A 19354-nucleotide genomic window follows, 5' to 3' on the forward strand; every position below is an offset into this window, starting at 1 on the left:
CAGTTTTAAATCAGTTATTCCTATTCATTGTAAAATAAACATCCCTGATGTTACCCTTTTCGATAAAAAATAAACTCCTGTTCCTGATGTTTTGTGCAGGATGCTGCTTTTCATGTGAGACCAGCCTCCTGGAGGAAGTAAAAGTCTATGATAATGATTTTTCTCAAGCCGACTTGCTCTATTTTGAAAGTGGGAGATTGTTCGATTTTAATGGTGATACGGTATTAGGCTATTTCCACAATGAAGAAATCGTGCTGAATCTACCGGACTTACCAGAGCACAATACCATTAAGGTTACCATTGACCTGTTGCTACATGATAGCTGGGACGGAAATCCGGATAATGTGGGCGGTCCTGACTTTTGGTACATGCAATTGAATGGACAAGAAGTAATGCGGACCACCTTCTCCAACAGCCCTTGTGAGTCCACTTATTGCCTGTATCAATCTTTTCCTGATAATTACCCAAGATTTTATGAACCCAAGACTGCTGCAGTGAGCAGCGATCTTCCTGGCCGTTGTCAGTATCAAAACAGCATTGGCTGGACCAGCCGCTATCAAATCACTAAAATCATCAACCATTCTGAAAATCAACTGGAAATCATCTGCGGTGATGAACTGAAACAGGAAAATGCTACTGATCCGGTTTGTGATGAAAGCTGGTCCATTGCAAGGATTCAGGTAAGCACCATGATTCTAAATTGAATTGAAAATGAACAATAAATACTTTCCATCCTATTTCAAAATCTGCTTTATCGTTTTTCTTTGCTGTTTTGGATCACAAAAAGATGTGTTTAGCCAAAGTGTTAGCCTTAATCTACCGGTTTATGGGGACTACATGCGCAGGCAGCAACTTATGGGAAATTTATCAGGAGAAAGCAGCTTTATGATCCGGCCTTTATACCCTACTGAGGTATTTGATACATCAAATGGTCTGGATCTGGATGAAAGCTTTACCGATGAAGATTTATCCGAGTTTAACTTTAGCACCAAAGATAATAAAGGCAGGTTCCAAATACTTCCCCTGATGTTTAGGGGACAGCACAATTCAGCGTACGGTTTTGGGATTAATGATGGCCCCATGATCCCCAATCGGGGCATGCAGTACCTTTTCAATGCAGGTGTTTTCTTCGAGTACGGACCTTTAAGCATACAATTTCAACCCGAGATCTTGCATGCCACAAATCAATATTTTCAAGGATTTCCACTGGACCATTGGGGAAGCACCTGGCTACAGTATTATGAATGGCTCAATACGGTGGATATCCCCGAAAGGTTCGGAGGGTCTCCCTACACCCAACTGGGTCTGGGACAATCCAGCATCCGTCTTAACATAAGGGAGTTTTCATTGGGGATATCCAATGAAAACCTCTGGTGGGGGCCAGGCAGAAGGGCTTCCCTTTTGATGAGCAATAATGCTCCAGGGTTTTTGCACCTGACTTTAAATACCCGAAAACCGGTACAGACGGCTATAGGTAGTTTTGAAGGCCAATTAATTGCCGGGAAATTGCAGGCTTCAGGTTTTGAACCTCCGCACCATAACTATGTGCACGCCAATACTCCCTTATATGTTCCCAAGAGGCCGGACGAAGACTGGCGGTATTTGTCAGGTCTGGTACTGACCTATCAACCCAAATGGCTACCCGGCCTGTTTCTTGGGTTCAGTTCAGTCTCCCAAATGTACCACACAGACCAGGAAAACCTGGCGGATTACCTGCCAGTATTTAACGGTGAAAAGGGACCGGAAAGTATTTCCAGACCAGCTGCAGACCAAAGAAACCAACTCAGCGCAGGGTATTTCAGGTGGATGGATGCCAATGGCCATTTTGAATTCTACGGCGAATATGGGTCGAATGGAAATAGTAGAAGCCTTTCTGATTTTTTAATCAATCCGGATAAAAACCGGGCTTTTTCTTTCGGATTTACCAATCTGATACCCCTGAAAAGAGAGGAAGAATTTTTTCAAATCGGAATGGAGATGACCCAAACGGGGCAAACCATCAGGGAAGTAATCCTGGCCAGAAATAGCTGGTACACTCACCCTCATGTCAGGCATGGCTACACCCACAAAGGGCAAGTGCTTGGTTTTGGTTATGGCCCCGGAAGTAATGTGATTTCCCTGGATGCGTCCTGGGTGAAAAATTTTAACCGGTTGGGCTTTCAGCTGGAGTACATCAATCATAACAATGATTTCTACTACAAGCGTTTTGAAGAAATCAAGGATTGGAGGAGAAAATACGTAGACATTGTCCCTTCCATCCTTGCAGAATGGAGATTTAATAACCTGCTCGTATCCGGAACTTTTCAGTATGTAAGCACCCTGAATTACAAATGGTACCTGGAAAATCATCCCGAAATCTACTTTGTGCCAGGCTTGGATCAAAATACCTTTGTAGCCAACATAGGTGTATCCTACCTGATCAGATAAATCAGGGTATGCTTTGATCGATACCAATAATGGTGTCCAATATCAACTCGCTGGCATGCCGGTAAAAATCCGGTTGTATGTTTTCAAAAGTATCTGTAGGCTGGTGGTAGTCCCGGTGATCATCTACTCCAAAATAAATGAAAGGTACCTGTCTTTCATGGAAGGGCCCATGATCAGAAGCCCTGCTCCAATCTTTTTCACCCGAAGCCCCATCATTTCCCATGACCAAACGAATGGGAGAATTGCCCGCTGCCTTCAGTAGAAAATTCCTAAATTGGGGATAAAATCTGGTTCCAACCGCATACAGGGTATTGTCATCACTTCTACTGATCATGTCCATATTGATAACCACCCGGATCTGCTCCAAAGGAAACGGGAAATCCCTGACCAGCGCCTTTGCCCCTAAAAGACCCTTTTCTTCTGCATCAGTAGCCACAAACATTACTGAATGCCTGGGTGGATTTTCTGCAAAATGCGCTGCGATACTTAAGAGAGCCGCCGCACCTGAAGCATTGTCATCGGCGCCATTGTAAATTACATCTCCTTTTTTCCCCAAATGGTCATAATGCGCCATGATCAGCAATATTTCTGAAGAGGAAGTGCCGGGAATGAAGGCGATGATATTTGAACCTTGTGCCTTATCGCTACCAGCTCCTTCCAGACTGAATTTTTGCATATAACCGGGAAATTGACTGCTTAAGCTCAAGGTTTCGAAACGGTCTGCTATGAACTTGCCTGCTTTTACATTGCCTTCGCTCAAGGCGGCTCTGCCTTCAAGCGCATCAGAAGAAAGATATTGAATATCTTCGGTTAGGATCTGATAATCAATATTTTGGCTCCATACCTCACAGGGGCTAAACCAAAAAAATAATAAAATGAACGGTGTAATCGTTTTCATATCAAAAGATTTTACAGAGGCTTGTGTATATTCGTGAAAATACTAAACTTTAACGTGTGGATTTGATTTTGTTTATGAAAAATATTTCTCTGGCAGGTCTATTTGTCTTTTTTTCCCTGCAAAGTTTTGGCCAATCCACTACTATCGATGAATTTTTAAATGGAAAATCGGTTGTTTTTATCTCTGCTTCCGGTACCGCCGAGCCTGCCATGAGCTGGAAAGGCCTTGCGGAGGAAGTGCATCCCGCTCTTATAGCCGCCGGAGGAGATCCCATCGCCTATTATGAATTGGAAGAGGTCATTTTATCGGATGCCATCAAGAATACCTATGCCGGTTTTTTTAATCAAAGGCTGGTAAAAAATATCGTCCTGCTCATTAGAAAAAATGACGGTAGTTTTTACAGCCATATTTTCCCCTTTTCAGGCAATGCCAATATCATCTCGCCTGGAAACAACTGGTCCGGCACTTCTACAAGTCTGGAACAGCTCAAAGAGGAATTGGCCTCCATAGGCTCTGGAAAAAGAAGTGAAAATTTTTTGGTCATTGAGGTGCCTGAATACCCCGCAGTGCCTGGCCTTGAAGAAAATGCTATGGGGAGTACCTATATACGCAGGGCTCCCTTAAATCTGGATGCTTTTAAGCTAGGCATTCTGCTTTCAGGTGCCTCTGGAAATGAAGGTTTCCTGACTACTTTCAGACATGATATTTATGGAAAGCCTGAGAATCAGGTAGAAGCAGAACAAAGGGCCGAAAGAGAGGGATTGGAATCCATATTTTCCACCAATTATCCCTATGAGGTAGCATTCCTGACGAGCGCAAAATCCAACCAGGAATTGATTGGAGAAGGAATACAGTTTATCCTGATGAAACAAGAGGGAAGGGAAGCTGATTTGATGCAAAGCATGGGAGTTCCCATTGAAGGCCTGGAAAACCCTGAAAGAATTGTGGTAAAGTATTATATCCGATTTTTGGTTAGGAATGAGCTGTATATAGGGGAATCCTGGGATGCAGATCCCGACTGGAGTACCGCCCTGAGGAGTTTTTTAAAACAAATCGTTCCATAAAAAAGGGTATGCCACGATGGACATACCCCACACTTCGTTTCAGTAGATTAATTTATGGGTGATAAACAACTTTCCTACCTTTTCAAAGTGCATTTATTTATCAATTGAACCAACCACCCTCTTCATAAAAGTGTTCATGGCTTCTTTTTTATCTGTGCCTTCTTTGATCATTTGGTTTACCTCAAGTGTACCGTAAAGATTAGAAAGTAATTCTCCCATTACATCCAGTTCTTCATCCTTCAGGTTACTGATTTCAGTCATCGACTCCAACAATTCAATGGTCTCAACCACCCAATCTTCGTCATTTTCCTCAATAAATTGTAATACGTGTTTAATTATCGGTAATCTCATCAATCAGTGTTTTTAAAACTTCTTCCTTATTGGTCTGTACCTGGTTTACTATTGCTCCCTTAGCAAAAGCCGCAAAAGTAGGTAAATTGGTTACCTGGGCAAGCTTTCTGGATTCAGGCAATTTTTCTGCATCTACATAAAGAAAAGTGATATCCTCAAAATTTTTGCTCAATCTTTTCATTTTCGGCTTCATGATCCTGCAGTTGCCACACCAGGTCGCACCATATTGTACCACTACTTTCTCATTATCCTGAATGATTTGCGCTAAATTATCTGATTCTAGTTCTTGTAGCATATAATATTTGGTTTAAAATAAGCTGCAAATATAGTAACTATTATTTTTAAATTCCAATAGATTATATCTATGAGTCATGCACTGCATCTAATAGATGCTTTTATTCACAAAAGGGATGAGAGCCAGGGTGACGGCTTGTTGGTAATATTCCATTCGGTTGACAATGCCGTTGGTCAAAATACCCACTGCCCCGCTGTTCTGCTTAGAGTTGGTCCGATTGAATACCCGGTCATCAGCTTCCCCCAATTCCATACCGTCCCTGATCAATTTTGATAAAGCTTCTGGCAAAAAGAAAGTAGCGGTCTTGGCTTTTCCGATCTGGTTGTTGCCGTCCATCACTACCATCCAGGCAAAGGCCACCATTTGTTCTCCCACCTCATCTACCCCCCCTTCAATTCCAACCCAATAATCGGCTTCGGGAAATGCTTTTTTGGATTCAAAAGCCCGGTTGTAAGCACCGGTATAGGTTTCTACATCTCCCATGGGTTGGGCACTCACGTTCGGATCTGCATTGAGACCCTGAACGATAAAAGAATCTTCGAAAATGGATTGAAATGCGTTTTCTGTACTTTTAATTTTTACAGGATTCTTGCTGCCAACAATAACTAATTTTTGCCTTTTCTGATCTTGAAGGTTTCTTCTCTTAGGGAATGCCATTGGGTGAATTAAAGTTGAAAATTAATGTTTTTAGGCCATGTTGTGGTACACCTGATTGACATCGTCATCCTCCTCTATCCGCTCTATCATTTTATTGATGTCCTCTTCCTGTTCGGGTGCTATTTCTGTGGTAGACATGGGAAAGCGTTGCATGTCTGCACTAATCGTTTCTATGCCTTTGTCTTCCAGCGCTTTTTGCATGTTACCAAAATCTTCAAAGGCAGTATATACGAAGATTTCTCCTTCGTTTTCGTCAATGTCTTCCAGGCCAAAATCTATCAATTCCAATTCCAGCTCTTCCAAATCCCAATCCCCTTTTGCAAAACGAAACACCGCTTTCCTTTCAAACATAAAGCTCACAGATCCAGTCGTACCCAGGGAGCCCCCGGCTTTGGTAAAATAATGCCTGATATTGGCCACCGTCCGGTTGATATTATCGGTGGAGGTCTCTACGATCACCGCTATACCATGAGGACCATAACCCTCATATACGACCTCTTCATAATCTTTTTCATCTTTATTGCTTGCCCTGGCGATCGCAGCTTCAATTCTATCCTTGGGCATGGAAGCCCCCTTGGCATTTTGAATCACCGTCCTTAATTTGGCGTTGTTGGCGGGATCAGGCCCTCCTGCTTTCACAGCCATTACGATCTCTTTACCCAGACGGGTAAAAACCTTGGACATCTGACTCCATCTTTTGAATTTTCTTTCTTTTCTAAATTCAAATGCTCTTCCCATATATTTTTTATTTCAGGTTTGTAAAAATAATTAAAAATTTGAATAGCACTATCATTAAAGCCAACAAAGAACTTTTCCCGGAAAATCATTTCATTTCCTTACAATTCCCGAACTCTAAACCAATTGTTTCGTTTAAGAATGCAATAAGTATCCCAATTCAACTCAGCGCCATGCAAGAACCGATACCAAATCTCCCTGAATCACCCTATCCAAGAATCGTTGTTATTGGGGCGGGTTTTGCAGGTTTGAAGTTAGCCAGGATTTTAAAGAACAAAGCTTTTCAGGTAATCTTATTGGATAAGAACAATTACCACCAATTTCAACCCCTTTTTTATCAGGTAGCTACCGCAGGTTTGGAGCCCAGTGCCATATCCTTTCCCTTAAGAAAGATCTTCCATAACACCCCAAATGTAACCTTTAGGCTCGCCGAAGCAAAAAAAATTGACCAAAACCAAAATCGCTTGTATACGAATATTGGTTATTTGGATTACGACTTCCTGGTTTTGGCTATGGGTGCAGATACCAATTACTTCGGCCTGTTAAACATCATGGAAAACAGCATCCCCATGAAATCGGTATCTGAAGCTTTATTCATCCGAAATAAAATCATATCCAATTATGAACGGGCCATAAATATTACCGAACTGGAAGATAGAAAAGCCCTGATGAATGTGGTAATAGTAGGTGGTGGTCCTACCGGTGTTGAGCTGGCAGGGGCCATGGCAGAGTTGCGCAATGAAGTATTTCCCAAAGACTATCCTCAGCTCAACTTTAAGAACATGAAAGTGGTCCTGATGGAAGCCGGAGACCGTTTACTACCCGGCATGTCTGCCACCTCAGGTAATAAAGCCAAAGAATACCTGGAAAACCTAAAGGTAGTTGTCATGTTGGAAACTGCTGTGGAAGATTATGACGGTTTAAATGTGATCATTAACGGGCAGACAGCCATAAAAACACAAACACTGCTTTGGGCAGCAGGCATCAAACCCAATGGTATTGAAGGGTTAACAGACCAGCAAACCTTCAAAAATGGCCGTTTATTGGTTGATCCTTTCAACAAGTTACAAGGCAGTGAGCGCATCTATGCCCTCGGAGACCTCTGCCTGCAAATGACCGATAATTTCCCCAAAGGTCATCCGCAGGTAGCTCAGGTGGCCATACAGCAGGCTAAAAATCTTGCCCATAATTTCCTGATCCAATCCAATGGAGGGGCCCTTAAACCTTTTACCTATAAAGACCTGGGAAGCATGGCCACGGTGGGCCGAAGGTTGGCCGTGGTGGAATTGCCTTTCATTAAATTTCAGGGCATATTGGCTTGGTTGACCTGGCTTTTTGTACACCTGATGGCCATTGTGGGGGTAAAAAACCGGATTTTTATTTTTTTGGACTGGGCGTGGAATTACCTTTCCTTCGACCCTTCATTGCGCTTGCTGATCCGCCCTACCTATGTAAAACCCAAAGACAGGGAAAAATTGGTGGAAGTAGGAAAAAAATAAATCCAATTTAACGTTTGTTAACATCTATGCCATTAAACCCTCGCAGCCCGTCAGTGTCTAAGCTATATAAACCAATTATTAGATAGACGATGAAAAAGTTAATAGTGATTTCCGCAGTAATAATGGCTACTCTCATTCAGACACATGCGCAAAGTGAGCGAGGGGAGCGTGGCAGGGATTTTTCACCTGAAAAACATGCCGAAAGAATGACCGAAAGGATGACCGAAAAGTTGGATTTAAATGAAGAACAGCAAAAAGAAATCCATGCTTTGCACCTGGAACAAGCTCAGAAAAGGAAAACAGAAATGGAAGCCAGAAGAGAAGCCATGAAAGTGGAAAGAGAGGCCCGGGAAGCCAAAATTGCAGGCATACTCAGTCCTGAACAGAAAGAAAAATGGGAAACCATGCGGGAAGAAAACCGCCAAAATATAAAGGAGGGTCGCAAAGGTCCTGGCAAAAGAATGATGAACCGGGGTGCTCGCGGAGCCAATAGACCCGGCTAAAGATTATAGATTGAATGCAATCTATTTTTGGGTTTAATTAATGGATAAAATGCCGGCGGTCAATGACCCCGGTTTTTTTTTGCCTTAACATATTTTAGGTTACTTTAAGGCGATTATGAAAAAAGCCATCATCGTATTTCAAAAATACCCGGAACCAGGAAAGGTAAAAACAAGGTTGGCCGAAAGCATTGGGGCAGAAAAAGCCGCAAATATCTATGCCTTCCTGATAAGGCATACCCACCAGCAACTTCAGGATGTCAATGCGGCCATTTTTGTCTTCTACCAGGGTCCCATTGACAGCCATGATTATCCAAAACAGGACTATTTCTTCCATCCCCAAAAAGGTAAGGACCTGGGGGATAAGATGAGCCAGGCATTTCAGGAAGTATTCGAAAAAGGTTTTGATCAGGTCCTGATAATCGGAACGGATTGTTATGAGCTGAAGAGCAAACACCTGCAAGAGGCATTTACTGCCATTAAAAAGAATGATGTGGTCATCGGTCCGGCCCGGGATGGAGGGTATTATTTATTGGGCATGCGGGAATTCAGCCCCAATTTGTTCCGGGGAATTGCCTGGAGTTCAGAATCGGTACTTCGTGCTACCCTGAAAAATGCAGCAGATGCAGGAATGTCCTCCCAGCTGCTCGAGATGCTCAACGACGTGGACCGGTATGAGGATTTAGGAAAATTGAAGGATAAGCTGGAACAGTTTTAACCGGAAACAGGCAAGAGAAATGCCACGGCCCATAACAGTTAAATCACTACCCCTTTTTAAAAGCGATATACAGAAGTACCAAACTATCCATAGCTACTCCATTAATCTTTAGCGGAACCCACTCGTCAGGCATCAAACCGATCACTCTCAGTGCCTCCTCATCCATGTTTGGTCGTTTGATCTTCCAGGACATGGTAAGTGGCTACTTTCGATGGGTTTTTGGTCTTTACCGTAATTTTATCCAGGCTCTGACACAGGCCTGCCGAATAAACAAATCCGATCAGGATTAAGGTTAGTATAGATTTATTCATTTTTTTTTAATTCGACATTAAAAAAGACAGCTTTCTCAAACTGTCTTTTTTATTCTTTTCATAAAATCTGAATATATATTTTCAGGCTTCGGCTTCACTTTCCTCATAAGAATAGAAGGATTGATCCCTTCTGGCCAGGGAGGATTTACCTCCACTGAGGAATTTATCCACTTCCACGGCACATTCCCTTCCTTCTGCTATAGCCCATACCACCAGAGATTGTCCCCTTCGCATGTCTCCCGCAAGGAATACTTTGGGAACAGAACTTTGGTAATTTTTTGATTTGGGAAGACCATTCTCCAACAAATCCACATCAAAGGCTTCCAGCAGGCCGGATTTTGGGCCCAGGTAACCTATCGCCAGCAAAGCGAGGTCACACGGCAGGGTTTTTTGGGTTCCCTCCACTTCAAAGAACTGCATTCTTCCGTTTTCTTCCTTCCATTCTATTTCCACCACGGTAAGGCCAGTGACATTTCCTTTATCATCTTTGGTAAATTCCTTGGTTAGCACAGACCATACCCTGTCTGCCCCTTCCTCATGAGAACTGGACGTTCTCAGGGTCATGGGCCATTCCGGCCAGGGGTTTAGGGTAGTTCTGGATTGAGGAGGTTTTGGCAGCAGTTCCAATTGGGTGACAGATGCCGCCCCATGTCTATTGGAAGTACCTATGCAATCGCTTCCAGTATCTCCACCACCTATGACGATTACGTGCTTGTCCTTTGCACTTATCGGGTTTTCTTCTAATTCGCCGGAAATCACCTGATTTTGCCTTCCCAGAAATTCCATGGCAAAGTGAACTCCTTTGGCATCCCGGTTATTGATTTTAAGGTCTCTGGGATGCTGGGCACCTGTAGAAAGGACTACGGCATCGTAATTTTGCAGGATATTGTCCGCTTTGATATTGAATCCCACCTCGGTATCCTTGCTGAAAATCACGCCTTCCTCATTCATCACATCCACCCTGCGGTCGATGACCCATTTTTCCAATTTGAAATCGGGAATTCCATAGCGTAAGAGGCCTCCGACTTCCTTGTCCTTTTCGAAGAGTGTCACCTCGTGACCTGCCTGGTTTAGTTGATCCGCTGCGGCCAGTCCTGCTGGACCGGAACCGATCACGGCGACTTTTTTACCTGTCCTATGGGCTGGAATTTTGGGTTTGACCAGGTTGAGTTCGAATGCTTTTTCGGCAATACTTTTCTCTATCAACTCTATGGCTACCGGATCTTTATTAATCCCCAGGACACAACTTGCCTCACAGGGGGCAGGACAAATCCTTCCGGTAAATTCGGGGAAATTATTGGTACCCCTGAGTATCTGGTATGCCAATTCCCATTCCTTATGGTAAACCGCATCATTAAAATCTGGTATCACATTCCCCAAAGGGCATCCATTATGACAAAATGGTATGCCACAGTCCATACACCGTGCTGCCTGTTGGTTCAGCACCTTAGGATCCAAAGGTTTATAAATCTCTTTGTAATCGTGTTTTCTCTCCTTTGGGGATCTTGAGCTTTCCAGCTGTCTTTTATATTTTAAGAAACCTTCCTTATCCGCCATCTTATACTAATGTTTTTGAATTTTCCAATGCTCTTTTTCTCAGTACCTCCTTGTAGTCTCTAGGAATGACTTTGACAAACCGCTGCTTGCTGTTTTCCCAATCTTCCAATATCCTGCTTCCAATATTACTGGAGGTCAAATCCACATGATCTTGAAGTGAAGTTTTTATGGTTGCAAAATCATCTTCATTAAGCGGATCTATATCTACCATTTCTTTATTGATATTACCCAGATTTTCTTTGAAAATATAGGCAATACCACCACTCATACCGGCCGCAAAGTTTCTGCCGATTTCACCTAGGATGATAGCAAGACCACCGGTCATGTATTCGCAACCATGATCTCCAATACCTTCAACAACAGCTTCAACGCCTGAGTTTCTTACACAGAAACGCTCCCCTGCTTTTCCTTTAATAAAAGCCTTACCGGAGGTGGCTCCATAAAAGGCTACGTTGCCGATAATGATGTTGTCTTCTGCGATAAAGTTGGCGTTACGGTTGGGGAAAATGACAAGCTTCCCTCCAGATAATCCCTTACCAAAGTAGTCATTTGCTTCGCCTTCCAGTTCAAAGGTTATTCCTTTGGCCAGGAAGCCACCGAAAGTCTGGCCGGCAGATCCCTTGAATTTAAAATGAATGGTATTATCCGGCAGTCCCGGGCTTCCAAAAAACTTGGACACTTCATTGGAGAGCATGGCTCCTACGGTTCTGTCCACGTTTTTGATTTCAAAACTTCCCCTGACGGGATTGGCTTGTTCCAAAGCAGGTGTGGCTACCTGGATCAGCTTTCTGTCCAGAACCTTTTTCAACCTGAAATCCTGATCAATCTGCTTATAAATCCCAACATGGTCAGGCACCTCTACTTTATGAAAAATAGGACTCAGGTCCAGTTTTTCCCATTTCCAATGGTTCATTTGGCCATTGGCCGCCTTGAGTACATCACTTTGACCCACCATTTCATTGACGGTTCTAAAGCCGAGGGATGCCATGATTTCTCTAAGGTCCTCAGCAAGAAAACGGAAATAGTTGACCACATGATCCGGGTCTCCTGTAAACAATTTCCTAAGTTCCGGATTCTGGGTAGCGATACCCACAGGACAGGTATTGAGATGACATTTTCTCATCATGATACAGCCTTCCACCACCAGGGCACCGGTAGAAATGCCCCATTCCTCTGCTCCCAATAGGGCTGCAATGGCCAGGTCCCTACCTGTTCTTAGCTGTCCGTCTGTCTGCAGGGTCACCCTGCTTCTCAAATTATTTTTTACCAGGGTCTGATGCGCCTCTGAAAGCCCCAGCTCCCAGGGCAAACCGGCATGCCTGATGGAACTCAGAGGCGAAGCTCCTGTTCCTCCATCCGCACCGGAAATAAGGATCACATCTGATTGGGCTTTGGCCACTCCTGCTGCTACGGTCCCCACCCCAGCCTGAGAAACCAGTTTCACATTGATTCTGGCCTTCCTATTGGCATTTTTCAGGTCATAAATAAGTTGTGCCAGGTCTTCAATGGAATAAATATCATGGTGAGGAGGCGGGGAAATCAAGCCTACCCCGGGGGTAGAATGCCTCACTCTTCCAATCCAGTCATCTACCTTGTGTCCGGGAAGTTGCCCGCCTTCACCCGGCTTGGCCCCCTGAGCCATCTTGATCTGTAATTCAGAGGCATTGGTCAGGTAATTACTGGTCACTCCAAACCTTCCTGAAGCCACTTGTTTGATTGCTGACCTTTCCCAATCCCCATTAGGTTTTTTCTCAAACCTGATTTCGTCTTCTCCACCTTCTCCGCTATTGCTCTTGGCTCCAATCCGGTTCATGGCTATGGCCAAAGTAGAATGTGCTTCATGAGAAATGGAGCCAAAGGACATGGCACCGGTAGCAAAACGCTTCATGATCTCTTCTGCAGGCTCTACCTCATCCAAGGGTATGGATATCCTTTTCTTAAACTCCAAAAGGCCTCTCAGTGTCAAGGCATCCTTGGTCTGATCGTTGATCTTTTGGGCAAACTTTTTATACAGGTAAAAATCTCCCAGTCGGGTAGACTTTTGCAACAGGTGTATGGTCTCAGGGTTAAACAGGTGTTTTTCCCCTCTTCTTTTCCATTGGTAAATGCCACCCGCTTCCAATAATGGGCTTTCGGTCTCATAAGCGGCATGGTGTCTTACCAACACTTCATCTGCCAACTCATCAAAAGAAACACCGCTGATTCGGCTAACGGTTCCTTTGAAACACCTTTCTATTACTTCAGGGCCCAGTCCGATGGCTTCAAATATCTGTGCACTCTGGTAGGACTGCAGGGTGCTGATACCCATTTTGGACAACACCTTCAACAAGCCCTTCCCGATGGCCTCCTTGTAATTTTCAAACAATTTTTTCTGAGGGATCTTTTTGGAAAGCATCTCATTATCATTGAGATAAAGCAGGGTTTCCAGGGCAAGATATGGATTGATGGCACTGGCACCATACCCAATGACTGTCGCAAAATGATGGGTCTCCCGAATGTCTCCGGCTTCTACTACTATGCCTGCTTTCGTACGGATTTTTTGATTTACCAGGTGATGGTGAACTGCACCGACCGCTAACAACGAAGGAATGGGAGCAGTCGATGACTGGCAATTCCTATCCGAGATAATGAGTATATTCTTACCTTCCTTAATGGCATTTTCTGCTTCCTGACATAATTTGTTCAGGGCTTCCAGCAAACGACCCGGCTGGCGGTCAGCTACAAAATGAGAGGGCAATGTCACGGCCCGGTAACCCTTGTTTTCCAGATTTCTTAATTTTTCCAGGTCTTCATTGAGCAGAACCGGTTGTGAAATATGGATTTGACGGGTATGGGTGGGACTTTCTTCCAAAATATTATAACTCTCACCAATCCTGGTAAACAAAGACATGACCAATCTTTCCCTAATGGGATCAATAGGAGGATTACTTACCTGGGCAAAAAGTTGCTTAAAATAATTTGATATGTGCTGACTTTGCTTGGACAAAACGGCCAATGGAGTATCTGCGCCCATGGAGCCAATGGGCTCATAGGCAGTATCAGCCATTGGTGCCAGCAACACCTTGAGGTCTTCCTGACTGTACCCGAATATGGTCTGTCTTTTTCTGATCTCTTCCGTACTGTATGGAAAAGACAGTTTATCAGGTGAAGGAATCAACCTTAATTTTAGCCTTTCCTTCCTGATCCAGGCATCATAGGGCTTGCGGTTGCAAACTTCTTCTTTTACTTCCTCATCAAATGCTACCTTACCTTTGGCCAAATCAGCCAGAAGCATTCTGCCAGGGCTTACCCTTCCTTTCTCTACGATGGTAGCATCGCGAATGGGCAAAGCACCAGCCTCCGATGATAGGATCAACCGGTCATCGGAAGTGACAAAATACCTCAAGGGACGCAATCCATTTCGGTCCAAAGTGGCTCCGAGAGATTTTCCATCGGTAAAAAGCAGGGCAGCGGGTCCATCCCAGGGCTCCACCAGGGAAGCATGGAATTTATAGAAGGCCTTCTTCTTTTTACCCATGGTTTTGTTGTCCTGCCAGGCCTCCGGAACCAACATCATCATGACATGGGGCAAGCTTCTTCCACTTAAGGTAAGTAATTCCACCATGGCATCCAGATTGGCTGAATCCGAATGCTTGGCATTGGTGATCGGCATCAGCATCTGAAGTTCCTCATCAGTAAAAAGGCCTGTCTTCATCAGGGTCTCTTTGGACCGCATTTTATTCAGGTTACCCCTAATGGTGTTGATTTCACCATTATGAGAAAGAAACCTGAATGGCTGGGCAAGCCGCCAATTGGGAAAAGTATTGGTAGAAAACCTGGAATGCACCAATGCAATCGCAGAGGTTAATTTATTGTTTTGCAAGTCTTTGTAGAAAGTCAACACCTGATCTGTTCTCAGCTGACCTTTATAGATTACGGTCTGGCTACTGAAACTCGCAAAGTAGAAGGCATCATTCACGCCGGGAATAGTGGCATTGATGATTCTGGTGGCATAGTTTCTCAATACATATAATTTCCTTTCCAGATCCAGACCAGAAAGGTTATTGGAATGACGAACAAAAACCTGTTCTATGTTGGGCATCACTTCCAGAGCCCCTGATCCGGGAATGGTTTCATCGGTTGGAACGGCCCTGTAGCCCAGGAGCTCGAATCCCAAATCCTTTATTATCGAATTTAAACTTGCTTTACTTTTCTTATATAACTGTTTATTTCTGGGAAAAAAAACCATGCCTACGCCATAGCTTCCCTCCTCAGGCAACTCAAAACCAAGCCTTAAAGTGATTTCTTTCAGGAAAATATGGGGAAGTTGGATCAAAATACCTGCACCATCGCCGGTCTTGGGATCACTTCCTCTTCCTCCCCTGTGTTCCATATTGCTCAACATCAGCAAAGCATCACTTATCGTCTCATGGCTTTTCTGCCCTTTCACGTTAACAACAGCCCCAATTCCGCAGGCATCATGTTCGAATTGTGAACGATATAATCCTTGATTCATTCTATTATATTTATTTGTAATTGGTACTGAATTCAGTTTGAAAAATTCATAATAAATTTTTCATTTTTTAAATTCAAGACAATAAAGGTAATACAAAAATGAAATAATAGTTGAAAACTAAATAAAAAATTATGATTTAGAGAATAAGAGTTTACCCTTAATTTTTAAGCTGTTTACGCTTTTTTTATGTTAATATTGAATTTTTTGGCTTAAATTAACACCGATTTTGATAAAGACTACCTCCCAGTTTAAACCTTTACGTTTGAATTACGCAATTTTAAAACTACGAAAAAAAATTAGAAAAATAAACCTCTCCGACAAAAATTAAATTCAATCTTATAATAGTCCGATCCACCAAGCCAATTCAATCTGCCTGATCCGGAATGTTTTTATCTAAAGGCTCGTCCATCACCACTTTAACCTTCTTAATTTTCCTGGTATCCACTGCCATAATGGTAAATTCAAAATTCTCGAACCTGATCTTGGTTCCGTTTTTGGGAAGGTTGGAATTAAGCTCAAGCAATAAGCCTCCAAGGGATTCACTTTCCCCTTTTACTTCATCAAACAGTTGAATATCCAATTCCAGCTTCTTGCAAAAATCGTTTAAAGAAATCTTCCCCTCAAATATATAGGTCCTGTCATCGAGCTTTTTAAACAGGTATTCCTCCACTTCATCAAACTCGTCATTGATATCCCCAATTATTTCCTCGATCAGGTCTTCCAATGTAACCAGGCCTGAGGTGCCACCATATTCATCTACAACGATGGCCATGTGAACCCGCTTGTTTTTAAAATTTTTAAGCAAATCTGCCAGCTTTTTATTTTCTGGTATAAAATACCCCTTTCTGATCAGATGCTGCCATTCAAAATGCTCATCCTTTTCAATGTGTTCTAAAAGGTCTTTGATATAAAGTATTCCTTTGATATGGTCAATGGTATCCTCATACACCGGAATCCTCGAATAGCCACTTTTATTAATCTTGTCCATTAATTCGTGAAAATCCATCTCCAGATCTACGGCTGTCAGATCCATCCGGGATTTCATTACCTGCTTTACGGATAATGTGCCAAAATTTACGATCCCTTTAAGGATATCCCTTTCACTGTTACTGGTGTCCACTGAAGTCATTTCCAATGCCTGATGCAATTCATCCACAGAAAGCGAATATCCCCTTCTTTCTATGCGTTTTTCGATCACATTACTCATGGCCATCAGCAGGTAAGAAAGGGGGCTCAGTATTATTGAAAAATAATAAATAAAACTTCCCGTAAGCCTGGAGAATGCCACCCGGGCGGAATTGGCATAAACTTTTGGTATAATCTCACCTACAAAAACAATAGCAAAGGTGACACCAATGGTTTGAAACAGAATAATGATGATTCCCGAAGTATCTGTTCCGAATACGGTCCAGGTGAAAAAAGTAGTTAAGGTGACAATACTGATATTGATCAGGTTATTGAGAATCAAGATGGTACTCAATAACTTCTGGGGGTTTTCGATCAGGGCAATAACCTTTCCTGAACGCTCATCCGACATCTCCTGGATCGATTCTACATCTTCGTGATCCAGGGAAAAAAATGCTACTTCAGATCCGGAGACCAAGGCTGATAAAACCAATAATACGATAAACAAAATCGCATTGGCTACCAGGTAAACCGGTGAAACAGCCAAAATATCGGCCAACAGCAGCAAACTCGGGTAGGGGTCGTCCATTAATACATTAATCTTATTTTCTGCAAAGCTAAGGATTTAAACCGGAACCCTTTCTTATTAAAAAGGTAAATCATCTGTTCCATCCTCCTCACTATCAACAGCGGGCCCTGAGGCGACCTGGTTTCGGTTTCCCCCACCTGAATTTCCAGCCGAATTTTCCATACCTGACGGGCCCTCATCCTGAGCTGCATTTCTGGATCCCAGCATGGTGAAACTCAACACCCTGATTCTAATCTTTTTCCGATTATTTCCCTGGTCATCCTGCCAGGTATCCGACTTGATTTTTCCTTCTACATAGATTTGGCTTCCCTTCTTCAGGTATTGCTCGGCCACCCTGGCCTGCCCATCCCAAAGTTCCAGATCATGCCATTCTGTATTTTCTACCCGGTTACCGGATCGGTCTTTGTAAGCTTCCGTAGTCGCTAGCCGGAGGTTGGCCACTACTTTGTCTCCTTCAAGGTGCTTGACTTCAGGGTCCGCCCCCAGGTTACCTATCAAAATAACTTTGTTAACTCCTGCCATGATTATATTTTTGGATTTTTGTTGATATAGAAAGCTTAATAAAAGTAATCAATTATTTTTTTTGATTCAAATACCTAAGGATCAATTTCGGCTTGCCCATTCCTTCCAGTCTATCTTCGTCCGCCAGTGCATAGTCTTTACTCCTGGCCCATGATTCCAATGCTTCTTTTTGGCTGGACCTAAAAGAAATTTTTACAAAGGAAGCAAAAATTCTCTGATGGGTAAGAATGTGCTTTAATGGTTTCTCATCAATTTCACCAAAAACCGGTCCAAGTGGGGAAAGTTCATTGAATAGTGTCAGATTTTCAGGTTGCAGGGATTGGATTTCATCTTTGGACTGACATTCTTCCATTGGAAAATCCACCAGGCCCTGCCAGATATCATTGGCACCCCTCCTGTTGATTACTGTAAATTCGCCCACCTGAATGTGGTAATAGATAAAATACCGCGATCTCACCTTGACTTTTTTCACTTTTACCGGCAATTTCGACACCAGGTCGTTTTGCCAGGCAAAGCAATTTTCCATCAGCGGGCATCCAGGGCAGTCTGGATTTTTGGGTACACATTGCAGGGCACCAAATTCCATGATAGCCTGGTTGTAATGGTCCGGTTGTCCCTGAGGTATAATTTGGTTGGCCAGGCTTTCAAATGCTTTTTTGCCGGCATGGGAGCCTATATCATGAGCCATACCAAAAACCCGTGAAAGCACCCGGTAAACATTTCCATCGACTACCGCTACCGGCTCCCGGTAGGAAAAGGAAGCAATAGCTGCTGCGGTGTACGGACCCACTCCTTTAAGCTCTAAAAGCTTATCGTACTTGTCTGGAAATTGGCCTTCCCATTTGTTGACGATCTCCTGCGCACAAGCGTGGAGGTTTCGTGCCCTGCTGTAATAACCCAGCCCCTGCCAGGTCCGCAGGATTTCATCCTCGGGAGCTGTGGCTAATTGTGTCACGGTGGGAAATTTTTCTACAAATGCATAAAAATAGGGCAAGCCTTGCGCCACCCTTGTCTGTTGCAAAATAATTTCAGACAACCAAATGATATATGGATCCCTTGTGGCTCTCCAAGGCAAATCCCGACGATGAATGGGATACCAACGAAGAAGTTTTTCAGTGAAATGGTTAAAATTCAAAATTATTAAATCTTGGTGAATTGATTTTAATTTAGCAAAACAAGCTAATTTTATTGATTTTATTTTTTAATTGGAATGGTTATTGTAAATTTGCACTCCCAAAATTACTTGGTTAATAGGAGGTTAAGCCTCTATTGAATTACACAATAAAATTTAAAGACAGTGACTAAAGCAGAGGTAATCACAAAGATTTCAGAGAAGACAGGAATTCAAAAGGACGATGTTACACAAACCGTTGAAGCGTTCTTTAAAGTTGTAAAGGATTCAATGGCAGAAGGAGATAACATTTATGTCAGAGGTTTTGGCAGTTTTATCAACAAAAAAAGGGCTAAAAAGATAGCGAGAAACATCTCCAAAAACACAGCTATCGTCATAGATGAGCACTATGTTCCAGCTTTTAAGCCTTCCAAATCTTTTATTGAAAAAATCAAGAACAGCCAAAGTGTTAAAGAATTGGCTCCCCAGGAGTAATTACC

The 19354-nt window shown here is 43.1% G+C and carries 18 protein-coding genes; 7 read left to right on the plus strand and 11 right to left on the minus strand.

Features of this window, described 5'->3' with window-relative positions; genetic code table 11:
* Positions 1-86 precede the first annotated feature (86 nt).
* Complete coding sequence (locus tag GL182_RS21820; RefSeq protein WP_240469924.1) at positions 87-704, plus strand: hypothetical protein; 618 nt, start codon at positions 87-89, stop codon at positions 702-704.
* 7 nt (positions 705-711) lie between these two features.
* Positions 712-2427, plus strand: a complete 1716-nt coding sequence (locus GL182_RS21825; protein WP_163381925.1) for a capsule assembly Wzi family protein — start codon at positions 712-714, stop codon at positions 2425-2427.
* Between the two features lies 1 nt (position 2428).
* On the opposite strand, the gene GL182_RS21830 is transcribed toward GL182_RS21825, so the two are convergent.
* Positions 2429-3325, minus strand: coding sequence for a M20/M25/M40 family metallo-hydrolase (locus GL182_RS21830; protein WP_163381926.1), 897 nt, complete (start codon positions 3323-3325; stop codon positions 2429-2431).
* Positions 3326-3399: 74 nt separating this feature from the next.
* Here GL182_RS21830 and GL182_RS21835 point away from each other — a divergent pair, with 74 nt between their 5' ends.
* On the plus strand, positions 3400-4389 hold the full coding sequence (locus GL182_RS21835; RefSeq protein WP_163381927.1) for an NTPase: 990 nt from the start codon (positions 3400-3402) through the stop codon (positions 4387-4389).
* Between the two features lie 93 nt (positions 4390-4482).
* On the opposite strand, the gene GL182_RS21840 is transcribed toward GL182_RS21835, so the two are convergent.
* From GL182_RS21840 to GL182_RS21855, 4 genes are all read right to left on the minus strand, one after another.
* Positions 4483-4740: a DUF6952 family protein gene (locus GL182_RS21840; RefSeq protein WP_163381928.1), complete on the minus strand. Its 258-nt coding sequence runs from the start codon at positions 4738-4740 to the stop codon at positions 4483-4485.
* Positions 4721-5035 carry a thioredoxin family protein gene (locus GL182_RS21845; RefSeq protein ID WP_163381929.1) on the minus strand — a complete coding sequence of 105 codons (315 nt, stop codon included), beginning with the start codon at positions 5033-5035 and terminating at the stop codon, positions 4721-4723. The genes GL182_RS21840 and GL182_RS21845 overlap by 20 nt, the downstream gene beginning before the upstream one ends.
* Before the next feature lie 87 nt (positions 5036-5122).
* Positions 5123-5692 (minus strand): inosine/xanthosine triphosphatase, encoded by a 570-nt coding sequence (yjjX, locus tag GL182_RS21850; protein ID WP_163381930.1) that lies wholly within the window; start codon positions 5690-5692, stop codon positions 5123-5125.
* Between the two features lie 30 nt (positions 5693-5722).
* A complete protein-coding gene (locus GL182_RS21855; protein WP_163381931.1) occupies positions 5723-6430 on the minus strand; it encodes a YebC/PmpR family DNA-binding transcriptional regulator in 708 nt (235 codons plus the stop codon).
* 170 nt (positions 6431-6600) lie between these two features.
* Between GL182_RS21855 and GL182_RS21860 the strand changes: the two genes are divergently transcribed.
* The 3 genes from GL182_RS21860 (at position 6601) to GL182_RS21870 (ending at position 9144) form a co-directional block, all read left to right on the plus strand.
* Positions 6601-7926, plus strand: coding sequence for an NAD(P)/FAD-dependent oxidoreductase (locus GL182_RS21860; RefSeq protein ID WP_163381932.1), 1326 nt, complete (start codon positions 6601-6603; stop codon positions 7924-7926).
* Between the two features lie 89 nt (positions 7927-8015).
* Positions 8016-8429: a DUF4890 domain-containing protein gene (locus GL182_RS21865; RefSeq protein ID WP_163381933.1), complete on the plus strand. Its 414-nt coding sequence runs from the start codon at positions 8016-8018 to the stop codon at positions 8427-8429.
* 115 nt (positions 8430-8544) lie between these two features.
* On the plus strand, positions 8545-9144 hold the full coding sequence (locus GL182_RS21870; RefSeq protein WP_163381934.1) for a TIGR04282 family arsenosugar biosynthesis glycosyltransferase: 600 nt from the start codon (positions 8545-8547) through the stop codon (positions 9142-9144).
* 158 nt (positions 9145-9302) lie between these two features.
* Here GL182_RS21870 and GL182_RS21875 read toward each other — a convergent pair whose 3' ends face one another.
* From GL182_RS21875 to mutY, 6 genes are all read right to left on the minus strand, one after another.
* Entirely contained in the window at positions 9303-9455 is a 153-nt protein-coding gene (locus GL182_RS21875) for a hypothetical protein (protein WP_163381935.1), read from the minus strand.
* A gap of 81 nt (positions 9456-9536) precedes the next feature.
* The gene (locus tag GL182_RS21880; RefSeq protein ID WP_163381936.1) at positions 9537-11012 is read right to left on the minus strand and encodes a glutamate synthase subunit beta; all 1476 of its coding nucleotides are present in this window, start codon (positions 11010-11012) and stop codon (positions 9537-9539) included.
* A 1-nt stretch (position 11013) separates the two neighbouring features.
* Complete coding sequence (gltB, locus tag GL182_RS21885) at positions 11014-15507, minus strand: glutamate synthase large subunit (RefSeq protein ID WP_163381937.1); 4494 nt, start codon at positions 15505-15507, stop codon at positions 11014-11016.
* Positions 15508-15871: 364 nt separating this feature from the next.
* Positions 15872-17221, minus strand: a complete 1350-nt coding sequence (gldE, locus tag GL182_RS21890; RefSeq protein WP_163381938.1) for a gliding motility-associated protein GldE — start codon at positions 17219-17221, stop codon at positions 15872-15874.
* A gap of 57 nt (positions 17222-17278) precedes the next feature.
* A complete protein-coding gene (gene ssb, locus GL182_RS21895; protein WP_163381939.1) occupies positions 17279-17743 on the minus strand; it encodes a single-stranded DNA-binding protein in 465 nt (154 codons plus the stop codon).
* A gap of 52 nt (positions 17744-17795) precedes the next feature.
* Complete coding sequence (mutY, locus tag GL182_RS21900; protein ID WP_163381940.1) at positions 17796-18878, minus strand: A/G-specific adenine glycosylase; 1083 nt, start codon at positions 18876-18878, stop codon at positions 17796-17798.
* A gap of 162 nt (positions 18879-19040) precedes the next feature.
* On the opposite strand from mutY, the gene GL182_RS21905 reads away from it, so the two are divergent.
* Entirely contained in the window at positions 19041-19349 is a 309-nt protein-coding gene (locus tag GL182_RS21905) for an HU family DNA-binding protein (RefSeq protein WP_163381941.1), read from the plus strand.
* The last annotated feature ends 5 nt before the right edge of the window (positions 19350-19354 follow it).

The organism is Cyclobacterium sp. SYSU L10401 (assembly GCF_010993705.1).
Classification (GTDB): Bacteria; Bacteroidota; Bacteroidia; order Cytophagales; family Cyclobacteriaceae; genus Cyclobacterium.

Bases quoted from the DNA above. Each gene is read 5' to 3' on its own strand.
- GL182_RS21860 (WP_163381932.1), top strand. From the start codon at position 6,601: ATGCAAGAACCGATACCAAATCTCCCTGAATCACCCTATCCAAGAATC.
- GL182_RS21870 (WP_163381934.1), top strand. From the start codon at position 8,545: ATGAAAAAAGCCATCATCGTATTTCAAAAATACCCGGAACCAGGAAAG.
- GL182_RS21820 (WP_240469924.1), top strand. From the start codon at position 87: ATGTTTTGTGCAGGATGCTGCTTTTCATGTGAGACCAGCCTCCTGGAG.
- GL182_RS21835 (WP_163381927.1), top strand. From the start codon at position 3,400: ATGAAAAATATTTCTCTGGCAGGTCTATTTGTCTTTTTTTCCCTGCAA.
- GL182_RS21855 (WP_163381931.1), bottom strand. From the start codon at position 6,430: ATGGGAAGAGCATTTGAATTTAGAAAAGAAAGAAAATTCAAAAGATGG.
- gltB (WP_163381937.1), bottom strand. From the start codon at position 15,507: ATGAATCAAGGATTATATCGTTCACAATTCGAACATGATGCCTGCGGA.
- GL182_RS21880 (WP_163381936.1), bottom strand. From the start codon at position 11,012: ATGGCGGATAAGGAAGGTTTCTTAAAATATAAAAGACAGCTGGAAAGC.
- gldE (WP_163381938.1), bottom strand. From the start codon at position 17,221: ATGGACGACCCCTACCCGAGTTTGCTGCTGTTGGCCGATATTTTGGCT.
- ssb (WP_163381939.1), bottom strand. From the start codon at position 17,743: ATGGCAGGAGTTAACAAAGTTATTTTGATAGGTAACCTGGGGGCGGAC.
- GL182_RS21875 (WP_163381935.1), bottom strand. From the start codon at position 9,455: ATGAATAAATCTATACTAACCTTAATCCTGATCGGATTTGTTTATTCG.
- GL182_RS21865 (WP_163381933.1), top strand. From the start codon at position 8,016: ATGAAAAAGTTAATAGTGATTTCCGCAGTAATAATGGCTACTCTCATT.
- GL182_RS21825 (WP_163381925.1), top strand. From the start codon at position 712: ATGAACAATAAATACTTTCCATCCTATTTCAAAATCTGCTTTATCGTT.
- GL182_RS21845 (WP_163381929.1), bottom strand. From the start codon at position 5,035: ATGCTACAAGAACTAGAATCAGATAATTTAGCGCAAATCATTCAGGAT.
- GL182_RS21840 (WP_163381928.1), bottom strand. From the start codon at position 4,740: ATGAGATTACCGATAATTAAACACGTATTACAATTTATTGAGGAAAAT.
- GL182_RS21830 (WP_163381926.1), bottom strand. From the start codon at position 3,325: ATGAAAACGATTACACCGTTCATTTTATTATTTTTTTGGTTTAGCCCC.
- yjjX (WP_163381930.1), bottom strand. From the start codon at position 5,692: ATGGCATTCCCTAAGAGAAGAAACCTTCAAGATCAGAAAAGGCAAAAA.